Source organism: Polaromonas sp. P1_F1 (genome assembly GCF_056405795.1).
In genome coordinates this window covers 66,961-79,463 of sequence record NZ_JBFUBJ010000011.1, presented here as the reverse complement: position 1 = coordinate 79,463, position 12,503 = coordinate 66,961, and the positions used below count along the sequence as shown (strand labels likewise).

Annotated in this window: 9 protein-coding genes; 4 read left to right on the top strand and 5 right to left on the bottom strand. The window is 62.9% G+C overall.

Features of this window, described 5'->3' with window-relative positions:
• Window position 1 precedes the first annotated feature (1 nt).
• Window positions 2-943 carry an ABC transporter permease gene (locus AC1DZE_RS22045; RefSeq protein WP_477648166.1) on the bottom strand — a complete coding sequence of 314 codons (942 nt, stop codon included), beginning with the start codon at window positions 941-943 and terminating at the stop codon, window positions 2-4.
• Between the two features lie 185 nt (window positions 944-1,128).
• On the bottom strand, window positions 1,129-2,685 hold the full coding sequence (locus AC1DZE_RS22040; protein WP_477670028.1) for an ABC transporter substrate-binding protein: 1,557 nt from the start codon (window positions 2,683-2,685) through the stop codon (window positions 1,129-1,131).
• Between the two features lie 149 nt (window positions 2,686-2,834).
• Here AC1DZE_RS22040 and AC1DZE_RS22035 point away from each other — a divergent pair, with 149 nt between their 5' ends.
• Complete coding sequence (locus tag AC1DZE_RS22035) at window positions 2,835-3,224, top strand: RidA family protein (protein WP_477672530.1); 390 nt, start codon at window positions 2,835-2,837, stop codon at window positions 3,222-3,224.
• Between the two features lie 157 nt (window positions 3,225-3,381).
• On the opposite strand, the gene AC1DZE_RS22030 is transcribed toward AC1DZE_RS22035, so the two are convergent.
• Complete coding sequence (locus tag AC1DZE_RS22030; RefSeq protein WP_477670029.1) at window positions 3,382-5,511, bottom strand: lytic transglycosylase domain-containing protein; 2,130 nt, start codon at window positions 5,509-5,511, stop codon at window positions 3,382-3,384.
• Between the two features lie 9 nt (window positions 5,512-5,520).
• On the opposite strand from AC1DZE_RS22030, the gene AC1DZE_RS22025 reads away from it, so the two are divergent.
• On the top strand, window positions 5,521-6,159 hold the full coding sequence (locus tag AC1DZE_RS22025) for a 5-formyltetrahydrofolate cyclo-ligase (protein WP_477651343.1): 639 nt from the start codon (window positions 5,521-5,523) through the stop codon (window positions 6,157-6,159).
• 100 nt (window positions 6,160-6,259) lie between these two features.
• Window positions 6,260-8,128 (top strand): M48 family metallopeptidase, encoded by a 1,869-nt coding sequence (locus AC1DZE_RS22020; protein ID WP_477700550.1) that lies wholly within the window; start codon window positions 6,260-6,262, stop codon window positions 8,126-8,128.
• A gap of 131 nt (window positions 8,129-8,259) precedes the next feature.
• Here AC1DZE_RS22020 and AC1DZE_RS22015 read toward each other — a convergent pair whose 3' ends face one another.
• Entirely contained in the window at window positions 8,260-9,405 is a 1,146-nt protein-coding gene (locus AC1DZE_RS22015) for an anhydro-N-acetylmuramic acid kinase (protein ID WP_477700549.1), read from the bottom strand.
• Window positions 9,406-9,573: 168 nt separating this feature from the next.
• Window positions 9,574-10,938: a peptidoglycan DD-metalloendopeptidase family protein gene (locus AC1DZE_RS22010; protein ID WP_477670032.1), complete on the bottom strand. Its 1,365-nt coding sequence runs from the start codon at window positions 10,936-10,938 to the stop codon at window positions 9,574-9,576.
• Between the two features lie 225 nt (window positions 10,939-11,163).
• Between AC1DZE_RS22010 and tyrS the strand changes: the two genes are divergently transcribed.
• On the top strand, window positions 11,164-12,396 hold the full coding sequence (gene tyrS, locus AC1DZE_RS22005; RefSeq protein ID WP_477670033.1) for a tyrosine--tRNA ligase: 1,233 nt from the start codon (window positions 11,164-11,166) through the stop codon (window positions 12,394-12,396).
• Window positions 12,397-12,503: the final 107 nt, after the last annotated feature.

Sequence of the window (12,503 nt, the reverse complement as noted above, 5' to 3'; positions counted from 1 at the left end):
TTCAGTACTTCACGCGTGGATCGACCACGGTGTAGAGCAGGTCGATCGCAAAGTTGATCACCACATAGATTGCCGCCACCACCAGCAGTGCCCCCTGGATCACCGGGTAGTCGCGCCGGATCACCGCGCTCACCACCAGGTTGCCCACGCCGGGCAGGCCGAACACCGTCTCGGTGACCACCGCGCCACCGATCATCAGTGCCACTGTCAGGCCGAGCACGGTGACGATGGGCACCAGCGCGTTGCGCAGCGCATGTTTGAGCACCACCACGTTTTCCGAAAGCCCCTTGGCCCGGGCAGTGCGCACGTAGTCCTCGCCCAGCACATCCAGCATCGAAGCGCGGGTGAAGCGGATGATCAGCGCCGAATTGAGCACGCCCAGCACCGTGGCCGGCAGCACCAGGCAGTGGATGCGGGCCGCCAGCGAGGCGCCCGGCTCGCCATAGCCCGAGACGGGGAACCAGCCCAGCGAGACCGCGAAGATCTGCATCAGCACCAGGCCGAACCAGAAGCTGGGTATGCTGGCGCCCAGCATGGCGAAGCCGGTGAAAGCCTGGTCGACGGCCCTGCCACGATACACGGCCGAGACGATGCCGCACGGCACACCGATCAGCGCGGCAATGGCGATGGCCATCAGCGAGAGCAGGGTCGTGGGCTCGGCCCTCTCCCACAGCGCCTGGGTTACCGGGCGCTGCAGAAAGATCGATTCGCCCAGGTTGCCGCGCGCCAGCTCCCGGACCCACAAGCCGAACTGCACCGGCAGGGGCTTGTCCAGGCCATAGACCTTCTGCACGCGCGCGATGTCCTCGGCCGTGGCCTGGTCGCCCAGCAGCACGGCGATCGGGTCACCCGGGGCGGCGCGCGTGAGGATGAAAACCAGCACCGCCACGATGGCCATGACCACCAGCATGCCGCCCAGCCGGGACAGGAGGTACCGTGTCATGACGTTGCTCTATTCAATGATGCGAATTTTTTACTCATTCGAAGGCACTCCACGTCCCCATCTCCACGCCCGCCGAAAGAACAGCGAAATAAAGCCAGTTGAGCCGCGGAACCGGCTTTGCCGGGCCGCAGGCGGACGGCCCCCTCGGGGGGCAGCGCATTACACGGAGTGAAAAGCGTGGGGGCTCAACTCTTTAGGCTGGTGTTCCAGAAGAACGGGTAGGTGTAGGGGGTGTAGCCCTGCAGCGCAGGCGCACGCGCCGACAGGCTGGCGAACTTGCCCACCTGGATGTAAGGCACCTCGTCATACACCACCTGCTGCACCTTGCCCCATAGCGCACCGCGCTTGGCAGGGTTCGGCTCCTGGTTCAGCGCGGCCAGTGCCTCGGCCTTGGCGGGCGAGCTCCACCAGCCCGGCGCGCCGTCGCCCAGCTGCGGCGGTGAAAGCATGGGCTCGGGGAACAGGCCCGAATGGGTGATGTAGATGTCCCACAGCTTGGGGTCGGCGCGGCGCTGCAGCAGCGTCGCCCACTCGACCACGTTGAGTTCGGCCTTGAAGCCGGCACGCTTGAGCTGCTCGGCCATGATCAATGCCATGTTGTAGTGAAAGTCGTACTGCCGGCTGGTCAGGATACGCACCGGCTCGCCCTTGTAGCCGGCCTGCTCGGCCTGGCTCTTGGCCTTCTTGGCATCGCGTTCGTTATAGGCTGCGGTGCCGGCTGTGGAATAGAAGGGCGTGCCTTTGGGGAAGTGGTTACCTTCGGCGATGAAAAATCGCGTGTCGCCAAAGCCCGCTGCCAGCATCTCGCCTTCGCCCAGCGCGGTCTGCACCGCCTTGCGCACCGGTTGATGCGCCAGTGAACCCTCCTTGGTGTTGAACACCAGGTAAGGAAAGCCGAAAGAGGGCGTCATGATGGGCACGACCTTGCCGCCGGCTTTTTCCAGCCGCGGCAGCGCCTCGATCGGCAGCAGATCGGCGTAGTGGAACTGGCCGGCCAGCGCACCCTCCACCCGCGTGTTGGCATTGGGCACCGGTACGAAGCGCAGTTCCTCCACCACGGCCACCCGCTTGCCGCCGTAACCGCTGGCAGCTTCATTGCGCGCGGTGTAGCCATCGAAGCGGGTGAGCAGCACATACTGGTCGGGCTTGCGCTCCTTGAACTTGTAGGGCCCCGTGCCTACGTATTCGCGCAGCGGTTGGGCCAGCGATTCCTTGGCCATGATGGCTGCCATGCCCGAGGCCATCGCCAGCTGCGAGAGCAGCGGCGCATAGGCGTTCTTCAGGCTGATCTCCACGCTGAGTGGGCCCTTGGCCGACAGGTCGGCCACCTGCACCGCCACCGACTTGCCACGCGGCGAGACTTCCATCCAGCGCTTCAGGCTGGCCACCACGTCGTCGGCATGAAGCTCGCGCCCGCTGTGCAGCATCACGCCCTTGCGCAGGGCGATGCTGTAGAGCTTGCCGTCCGCCGATATCTTGGGCATCGCCTCGGCCAGCATCGGCACCAGGGCCGCCTTGGCGTCGAAGGTGAACAGCGGCTCGTAGACGTGCTGCATGATGATGCAGACCAGGTCGGCCGGGGTCGACTGGATGTCCAGCGTCGGCGGCTCAGCCACCATGGCCAGATTCAGGGCTGACTTGCCCGTCTGCGCGGCGGCCGGACCGAAGCCGGCGCCGGCCGCACCCAGGGCCAACAGGGAGGACAAGGCAGTGCGGCGGTGCATGCGAATTCCACGGATCATGACAACTCCTGATTGAAGTTAAATTTCAAAAGTGAAGATTAATTGACCTGAAGAGGATCATTTTCAGGATAAACCCGAGTATTTGCGCATATTCATGAAAATATATTTCATAATTTGCCACAAAAGAGACTGGAAAAAAGGAGTTCTTCATGCCTCTGGAACATTTCGGAAATCCTCCGCTGGCCTCCGACCGCCAGCCCCGACCGTTCTCACCCGCCGTACGCGCCGGTGACTTCGTCTATGTCTCCGGCCAGGTGCCGGCCAATGAAAACGGCGAGATCGTGACCGGCGGAATAGAGATGCAGACCCACCAGGTGATGAAGAACCTGCAGGCGGTGCTGGCCCTGGCCGGTTGCACGCTGGACGACGTCTGCAAGAGCACTGTTTGGCTGCAGGACGCGCGCGACTTCGGCAGTTTCAACCGCATCTACATGGGCTATTTCGGTGAGAAGAAGCCGGCCCGCTCGACGACCGAAGCGCGGTTGATGGTGGATGCGCGGGTGGAGATTGATGTTGTGGCTTATAAGCCCAAGGGCTGAGGCCTGGCTTGTTCTGTCGTTGCGCTTTTTGCTGAGGGTTGCTGGCCGGGGGTTGCCCGGCCAGCAGGATTCAGAGGAGGGTGCGCCGGAAAATTAATAACAACCCTGAAAAAACGCTATCAATTCAATAGCTGCCCGCGCTCGTCCCCAAAATACTTCAAGGCAGATCCTTGTAAGGCTCCGGCTGCGCCGCATCCCTGGGCCCCACGGTGCCAAGCCGTGCTTTCAGCGACTGCGGCTGCCCCGTCAGGATGGCCGCGTAATTGGTGGTGTTCGACAGCACTTTTTTCACATAGTCGCGCGTTTCGCTGAACGGCACGCTTTCGGCCCAGATCGCAGCGTCCAGCACCGGCCCGTTGCGCCAGAGGCGTGGCCGCCCGGGGCCGGCGTTGTAGGCTGCGGCGGCCATGGGCATGGAGCCGTTCAGGTCATCCAGCGCAAACTTGAGGTAGGCCGTGCCGATCGCGATGTTGGTATCGCGGTCATTGAGCTGGTCTTGCGTGAAGCCTTCAAGGCCGATTTTTTTGGCCGTCCAGCGTGCCGTCGCCGGCATGACCTGCATCAGGCCCGAAGCGCCCACGCCGGAGCGCGCGTCCATGATGAAACGGCTTTCCTGGCGGATCAGGCCGTACACATAGGCCGGGTCGAGGTTGATGGACTGGCTGCGTTTGGTCACCGTTTCGCGAAACGGCATCGGGAAGCGTTGCTCGAAATCGATCTCGCCTTTGGTGCGCTCACTGGTGTTGATGCAGCGGTCCCAGATCTGCCGGTCGCAGGCGAACTGGGCGGCCGCCAGCAGGTCGCGGTCAGCCATGCCACCGCGCTTGTGCAGGTTGGTGCTGTAGTTCCACTCGCGCGTGCCTTCGGGGCGCAGGCCGACGGCGATGGCATAAGCGGCGCGGTTCAGGCCCGGGTTCAGCCGTGCAGTTTCTTTTTCCTCGGCCGTCAGCGGCGCTGGTCTAGCCGGCACCGTGATCTTCTGGCCCAGCTCTTCCAGCGCGAGCTGCTCGTAAAAACCACGGGCCGACGCGAAGGACTGCAGCAAGGCCAGGGCTTCGGCTCGCTGCGGCGCAATGGTGATGCCGGTGCTGATGGTTTGCGTTACGCCGGGTGTGGTCGCGACGACGATCGGGCCTTTGGGCGCTGCGTCAGGCGGCGCGGTGGCCAGCAGCGCGCGCGCTTTCCAGTAGCTCCAGGTAGGTTCCTTGCGCGCGTCGTCGCTCATGGCGTTGACGGCTGCCAGCACGAGCGTCCAGTTGGGCTGTGTCCCTGCGCGCAATGCGGCCCGGACTTTCCAGCCCAGCATGTCATCGCTGAGGTCGGTGTCCTTGGTGACCTTAGAAAAGTACTGCAGCGCGTCGCCTGCAGGCGTGGTGCCCAGGCGGGTGGCGGCCTGCCTGCCGATCACACCCCAGACCCAGTTGCGCTCTTCGGTATTCAGCTGCATGCCCCATTTGTTTTCCATTTGGGATGCCGCTCCGTCCGTGTCGCTGATCGCCATCTTGATCAGCGCCAGCGTGACGATTTCGCGCCGCGCCTTGCTAAGCGCGAGGTGTTTGCCCGCCAGGAACCTGATGGGGCTGGCATTCAGTTCATTGACCATGCCGACGGCGTCGGGCGCAATGATCTGTACCGCACTGGTCGCTGCGCGTGGCCGGTTGGCCTCGGTGGCCAGGCGGGCCTTGATCCAGACGTCCTGCGCTGTGAGGTTTTTGGTGCCAACCAGCCGCTCGGCGGCCGAGTTGCAGCCGTCGTCTGCCTCGCGCTGTGCATACCAGTTCTTTTTCACTTCGTCGGCCAGGCGCGCATCAGCCACCGGATTTTTGAGGTGTTCGACCAGCAGTGCGTAGCAACGCACTTCCTTGTCGTCGTTCATCCGGTAGTTGGGGTATTCAGCGGCAAAGCCGGCCCAATCGCGGCGCTGGCCCAGCAGCAGCAGCCAGTCGTTGCGCAGCCGGTCTTCCTGGTAGGTGCCGGCGTAACGGCCGAAAAAATCCTGCACCTCTTGCGCACTGGCTTCGCCCAGTCGCGTCTTGAGTTCCCAGTAGGCCGCCCAGGGCTCAAGCGCGTGGCCCCGGGCCTGGGGCAGCAGTTGTGCCAGCCGGCCCTTGTCGCCGCGTTTGAAAGCCTTGTTCATCTCCACAATCACGTTGTCGGCTGCGCTGGCGCTTGCGGGAAGGGTGGTTTGGGCGGTTGCAGGGACGAGCAGCGTCAGGGAGGCAATCGCGGAAAAAATGGCGGGCAGGGAGGCCGCACGTACCGGGCCATTAAGAAATTTGTATAGCATCGGGACATTATGGACAAATTAAGCATACGCAAGGCGCTGGTGGAAGCGCGACTGAACATGCCTGACCGCCTGGTGCGGGCTGACCTGCTGCAGCGTGTGATGCGCATCTGGCTGGTAGGTTCCACGCACGAGGTGATTGGCGCGTATTGGCCCATCAAGGGCGAGTTCGATCCGCTGCCTGCACTGTACCGCTGGCAGGAAGATGCCATTTTGAGCCAGGATTCGTCATCAAATCCGGCGCTGGACCAGGTGGAACGTGCGCAACTAGCTACTGAAAGCATAGCAGCGCGGTCGCCGCGCAAGATCGGTCTGCCGGTGGTCAACAAGCTGCACAAGACATTGACTTTCCATGCCTGGTACCCGGGCTGCCCCATGGAAGAAGACGCCTACGGCATTCCGAAACCAAAAGATACAGAGGTGATTATTCCCACCCTGCTGTTCGTGCCCTGCGTAGGTTACGGCCCCGGGGGCTATCGGCTGGGCTATGGCGGGGGCTTTTACGACCGCACGCTGGCCACGCTGCAACCACGGCCTTTCACAGTGGGCCTGGGCTATACCCAGGGCTGGCTGCCCGACATGGAGCCCGAGCCGCACGACATTCCGCTCGATGCCATCCTGAACGACAAGGGCGTGGTCTGGCCGGTGTGACCGCTCAGCGCTCGCTTCGCCCGCCTTGGAAAGCAGGCGAGGGCCGGTATATTAGCCACTCGAGCAAAGCGGTTAATGACTAAAAAACAGGGAGCGGAGCATGGCAGGCAGTGGAGAAGACGGCAATACGGTGAGCAGCAGGATCAGGAAGGACCTGCTGAAAGTTCTGGCCCTCGCGCTGGTGACGCTGTTTCTGGTTCCGGGCTCAACCTTGCTGTTCGCCAGGCATGCACAGCAGCAACTCGACCGCACCATCATCCAGTCGATAGAGCGGCAGGTCGACCAGGACTCGAGCATGTCCGCCGAAAGCAAGGCGCACACCAAGAAGTTTTACCGTGATAACCCGGTCTCCCGCATATGTGCCGACGCCAACGCCGACCTCGTGCAGGACAGGGACATGTTCTGCGAGCCGTTCTCCGAAGTCTGGCAGTTTTACGCGGCACATCTCATCGCCAAATGGACGATTGCCGGCGGTGTGGCCATCTTGCTGGTGGAACTGCTGCTGGGCGCCGTGGCTTTCTGGAACCGCAAGGCCCGGTACCTGAGTTTTGTGACCGGCTGGCGCATGCTGAGCCTGGCCAGCGCGGCGCAAATGCTGGTGCAGGGCACCATGCTTGTCTGGCTGTCCTTTTGGGTGACGGCATTCTTCTTTCACGTGTATTACATCAAGCTGATCGCGCTGATCGGCTTTGTGGTGGCTGTCGCGGTGTTCTTTGCCATTGCCGGGCTGCTGCGGCGCCCCGCCATGGCAAACACCATTGACGGGGAGCTGGTCAGCGACGGCGACGCGCCGGGCCTTTGGGCCAACACACGCGCTCTGGCCGCGCGCCTGAAGACCGCGCCGCCCAAACAGATCGTGGCGGGCATTGACACCAATTTTTTTGTCACCGAAGCGCCGCTTACCGTGGCCGGCCAGGCGCTGACCGGCCGCACGTTGTTTGTCAGCCTTCCGCTGCTGCGGCTGCTGGACCGTGCCCAGGCCGATGCCGTGCTGGGCCATGAGCTCGCGCATTTTCGCGGTGGTGATGCCGCCAGCAGCGCCCGGCTTGGGCCCAAGCTTGTGCAGTACGACCACTACCTCGGCCTGATGCGTGGCGGTGGTCTGACGGTTGCGGTCTATCACCTGATGTACCTGTACCGGGTGATATTTGAATTCGCGCTGATGCGTGACAGCCGCGAGCGCGAATTCAAGGCCGACCGCGCCGCCGCGAAGCTGGTTTCGCCGCAGGCCATTGTGGAATCGCTGATCAAGATTACCGCCTACGCAAGCTACCGGTCGGAAATCGAGCGTGAACTGTTCGAGCACGACCGGCAGCACGGCCAGCAACTCGGCATTGCGCAGTTTGTGGCCTCGGGCCTGACACCCTACGCCGCCTCTACCAAATTCGTGAAAGCCATGGGAACAGCCAGCGTGCCGCATCCGTTTGACTCGCACCCGGCCATGCTGGACCGCATGAAGAATGTGCATCACCTGGTCAAGCCCGACGCTTTCGGCGCCATCGTGACTGATCCACCATTGCGCAACTGGGCTGACGACATACAGACCGCGCCGCAGATTGAGCAACGACTGTGGTCGGCCTACGAGCAGGGTTTTGCCGCCGACCATGAACGTACCCTCGCTTACCGCTACGGGCCGGACAATGACATGGAGCAGGCGCTGGTGCTGCGCTACTTTCCCCCTGTGCTGTTTCAGCTCAAGGGCACCCTCTCTGTCGGTGTGACATACAGCGGCCTGCAGCTGCCTGGCAAGCCCGATGAACTTTCGTGGGACGACATTCAGAACCTTGGCTATGAAAACGGTTTTGGCGGTGATGTCCTCACGGTTACCTTGACTGAAAAAGGCCTGTTGGGTGCCAAGACGACCAAGGTAAAGCTGCCCGGCATCAGTGCGCAGCGTGAGCAGTTCAAAGAGGTGCTGGGGACTTACCGGCACCGGCATGAGGTGATGCGGAAGCAGTTGGCGGGGTAGGCTTTTATCGGCCGGTTCTTGCTCCGGCCTTTGCGCTCTTTGCTAAGGGCGGTTGGCCGGGGGTTGCCCGGCCAGCAATCCTCAGACGAAAGCGCAACGCCGGAACAAGACCGACCGCTATCCGTCCCAGCCTAAGCGGGGTAGACCGCCCCCAGCACCCGCAACCCCTTTGCCCCCGTCACGCTTGGCAAATTACCGGGCCTGCGCAACACCGCCTGCTGTGCCAGCCACGCAAAGGCCGCCGCCTCCACCTGCAAAGGTGGCAAACCATGCTGGCCGGAAGTCTCAACCTTGAGCTGCGGCAACCCGGCCTGCAGGCGCCCAAGAAGATGGGTATTGAACGCGCCGCCGCCGCAGACGATCAGCAGGCTGCTGGCTTTTCCATGGCTGTTGACGTCCGCCGCGCAGGCGCTTGCAGTGAATTCAGCGAGGGTGTTCTGGACGTCTTGTGGCCGCGCCGCGGAAAAGGGCGCGAGCTTGCCGGCCAGCCAGTTCATGCTGAAAAGATCGCGGCCGGTGCTTTTGGGGATCGGTTGCGAAAAATAGGGCTCGTCCAGCAGGCTGGCCAGCAGGTCCGGCAACAGCTTGCCCGTGGCCGCCCAGGCGCCGCCGGCGTCATAAGGCTGACCGGTGTGTTGCAGGCACCATGCATCCATCAGGGCGTTGCCCGGTCCGCAGTCAAAACCCAGCACGGGTGACGACGCGCCCGGCGGAAGCACGCTGAGGTTGGAAATGCCGCCCAGGTTCAGCACCGACACCGTGACGTCCGCCTGGCCGAAAACGCCCTGATGAAATGCCGGCACCAGAGGTGCGCCCTGGCCACCGGCCGCCACATCGCGGCTGCGAAGATCAGCCACCACATCGATGCCCGTGAGCTCTGCCAGCAAAGCCGGGTTGTTGAGCTGGAGCGTGTAGCCTGCGCCCGCCGGGTCGGGGGATGTTCTGTGCGGCTGGTGCCGCACGGTTTGGCCATGCGCGCCAATGGCGCGAACCTGCGAGGCGACGATCCCCTGTGCAGCAGCCTGGACAAGCAGCGCAGCGACGACTTTGGCATACGCCGCCGCGATGTGATTGGCAGCAACGGCGGCCCGGTGCAGTTCGTTGTCCGTGGGCGAATTCAGCGCCAGCAGCTCCGCGCGAAACAGCCCATCAAAGGATTCGGTGGCCGCAGCAAGCACGCGCAGTTTTCCACCGGAAAGATCGACCAGCACACCATCGGCACCGTCGAGCGAAGTGCCTGACATCAGGCCAATGAAGAGATCGGATGTTGTAGGCATGGGCCTATTTTGCCGCAGGGAAGTGGCCAATCACGTCTTGGCCCAGCGCCCTTTGATAAAAGGCTCTTCCACCAGCCGGGGCCGCGGGACTGGCTTTGCCAGACCGCAGGCGCAGCGCCCCCTCGGGGGCAGAGAGCTACACGCAGTGAGCGAACGTGGGGGCTCTAGTTACTCAGCGCGGGTTTGCGTGATGGTGGCGGCCGCTTGCAGCTGAGTCTTCACGCCCGCCGAGAGCTCCCTGAATGCCGGCATGGCAGCCGTAGACACGGGAATGGTCTCGCTCTGCTTGGCGATCGTCATAGGGTCCTGCTGGGTGCCGTTGACGCGGAACTCGAAATGCAGGTGTGGGCCGGTGGCCCAGCCGGTGGAGCCGACGAGACCGATGGTCTGGCCCTGGCTGACGTTCTGGCCGCGCTGCACCATGATTTTGCTCAGGTGGGCATAAACAGTTTCATGGCCGTTGCGGTGGCGAACGAACACCACGTTGCCGTAACCGTTCTGGACACCCGAAAACTCCACCACGCCGTCGCCGACGGTACGTGCAGGTGTTCCCGTAGCTGCTGCGAAGTCGGTGCCCAGGTGGGCGCGCCATTTTTGCAGGATGGGGTGAAAGCGCATTGAAAAGCCGCTGCTGATGCGCGAGAACTCGACGGGCGAGCTCAGGTAGGCGCGGCGCAGGCTCTGGCCGTCGAGCGTGTAATAGCCGCCCCTGTGGGCAACGCCCGCGGCGTCCACGCCCGGAGGCTGGAACCACATGGCCTGGTAGGCCTTGCCGGCGTTGACAAACTCGGCCGACAGCACGCGACCGGTGCGCAGCGGCTCGCCGTCGGCTTCCAGGCTTTCATAGACCACGTTGAAGCGGTCGCCCTTGCGCAGTGCGCGGCGGAAATCGATGTCACTGGAGAAAATTTCGGCGATCTGCACCGCTACGCCATCGGGAATGCGGGCGTCGTCGGTGGCGGCGAACAGCGACGTCTGAATGCTGCCGCTGGACAAGCGCGCAGTAGCCACATACGGAGCGGTTTCAATGCGCGAGCTGAAACCGGCGGCGCCGCGCTCGACCACGAGGCGCTTGAACATCGTTTCGTCGTCAGTGGGCCAGCGCATGCTGAGCTTGAGCAGTTGCTGGCTGTCGCTGGCTTCGGCGGTTACGTTCTTTCCGGCACGGCCCGACAACAGCAGGCGCGCATTGGCGTCGCTGCGCAAAAAGGCGGCTGCGGCGCTGTCGTCGATGTTCAGGCGCTTGAGCAGGGTGTCGGCGGTATCGCTGCTGCGGGTGCTTTCGGTGCGGAACAGCTTGAAACGGAAATCGGTGAGGGAATCGGTCTGTATCTGCGTGGGCAAAGGCTCGACCGCTTCGAGTATCTGGCGGACCGGCAGGTTGGCCGCATCGGGTGCCAGGGGCGCAACGCCGAATGCTGTGACACCTGTGCCCAGCAGCAGTGCTGCAAGGCTGGCGGTGACCCGTTTGGGATGGCGACGGAGGCTGTCGGCGATGGGCAGCAGTATCTGGGAGGGAGATGGCAGTGGCAAAGCAGTATTCCCAACAAAAGTGCATCGGGCGCTGCGCGAGCACCGGACTGCTGTATAAAAGGTGGAGAGCTTTGGCGGCCAGCCCTGGATTCAGGGGTGGGGCCGGAGCCATCCGGTTATGAGTTTCCTGATCAGCAAATTGCAGGCCAACTAAAATGGCTCCGCCGCTGCAGGAGAGCCGCCAGTATATCTGTCGGACAATTCCCCGACATGTGAAAAACCCTTATGAATCAAGAGCTTGTTACAAAATTTCCCGTCACCGACCGCGTCAGGGAGGCCCTGGCGGTGTCCCTGCGCGGCTGCGATGAGCTGATCCCGGAAAACGATTGGATACAAAAACTGGCCAAATCGGAGGCCACGGGCGTCCCGCTGCGCATCAAACTGGGGCTGGACCCGACGGCGCCTGACATTCATGTCGGACATACCGTGGTGCTGAACAAAATGCGTCAGCTCCAGGATCTGGGCCATACAGTCATTTTTCTTATAGGCGACTTCACCAGCCTGATCGGCGACCCGTCCGGGCGCAACACCACACGGCCCCCGCTCACGCCCGAGCAGATCAAGGTCAACGCCGAAACCTACCGCGCCCAGGCCGACAAGATCCTGGACCCCGCCAAAACCGAGCTGCGCTACAACAGCGAATGGAGCGAACCGCTGGGCGCCACCGGCATGATCAAGCTGGCTTCTCATTACACCGTGGCCCGCATGATGGAGCGCAACGACTTCAACGACCGTTTCAAGGCCGGCACGCCTATTAGCGTGCATGAGTTTTTGTACCCGCTGATGCAGGGCTACGACTCGGTCGCGCTCAGGAGCGACCTGGAACTCGGCGGCACCGACCAGAAGTTCAACCTGCTGATGGGCCGGCACCTGCAGCAGGAATACGGCCAGGAGCCGCAGTGCATTTTGACCATGCCGCTGCTCGAAGGCCTGGACGGCATCGAGAAGATGTCCAAGAGCAAGAACAACTACATCGGCATCAGCGAAGACGCCAACACCATGTTCGCCAAGGTGCTGTCGATCTCCGATGTGCTGATGTGGAAGTGGTACACACTGCTGTCGTTCAAGAGCGAGGCCGACATCGCAGCGCTGAAGGCCGAAGTGGACGGCGGGCGCAACCCCAAGGACGCCAAAGTGGCGCTGGCCAAGGAAATCACTGCGCGCTTTCATTCCGCTGCCGCAGCCGACGCCGCCGAGCAGGATTTCATCAACCGCAGCAAGGGCGGCGTGCCGGATGAGATTCCCGAGGTGTCGCTGTCCGGTTCGCCGATGGGGATAGGCGCGCTGCTCAAGGCGGCCGGCCTCGCGCCCTCGGGCAGCGAAGCCACGCGCCTGATTGAAGGCGGCGGCGTGCGGATTGACTCCAGCGTGGTGAGCGACAAGGCGCTCAAGCTGAACAGCGGAACGTATGTGGTGCAGGTGGGCAAACGCAAGTTTGCCAGGGTCACGCTGGCCTGAACTGCGGCCCGGGGCGCTTTCCGCAGACTCGGGGCGGCGACCGAACGCTACTATTTTAATAGCTGCTTGCGCTTACCCCTATTGGTCTACAGGCATTTAACCTGCAT

Excerpts from the sequence above, each read along its gene's own strand:
- AC1DZE_RS22045 (WP_477648166.1), bottom strand. The coding sequence starts at position 943 with ATGACACGGTACCTCCTGTCCCGGCTGGGCGGCATGCTGGTGGTCATG.
- AC1DZE_RS22040 (WP_477670028.1), bottom strand. The coding sequence starts at position 2,685 with ATGATCCGTGGAATTCGCATGCACCGCCGCACTGCCTTGTCCTCCCTG.
- AC1DZE_RS22035 (WP_477672530.1), top strand. The coding sequence starts at position 2,835 with ATGCCTCTGGAACATTTCGGAAATCCTCCGCTGGCCTCCGACCGCCAG.
- AC1DZE_RS22030 (WP_477670029.1), bottom strand. The coding sequence starts at position 5,511 with ATGCTATACAAATTTCTTAATGGCCCGGTACGTGCGGCCTCCCTGCCC.
- AC1DZE_RS22025 (WP_477651343.1), top strand. The coding sequence starts at position 5,521 with ATGGACAAATTAAGCATACGCAAGGCGCTGGTGGAAGCGCGACTGAAC.
- AC1DZE_RS22020 (WP_477700550.1), top strand. The coding sequence starts at position 6,260 with ATGGCAGGCAGTGGAGAAGACGGCAATACGGTGAGCAGCAGGATCAGG.
- AC1DZE_RS22015 (WP_477700549.1), bottom strand. The coding sequence starts at position 9,405 with ATGCCTACAACATCCGATCTCTTCATTGGCCTGATGTCAGGCACTTCG.
- tyrS (WP_477670033.1), top strand. The coding sequence starts at position 11,164 with ATGAATCAAGAGCTTGTTACAAAATTTCCCGTCACCGACCGCGTCAGG.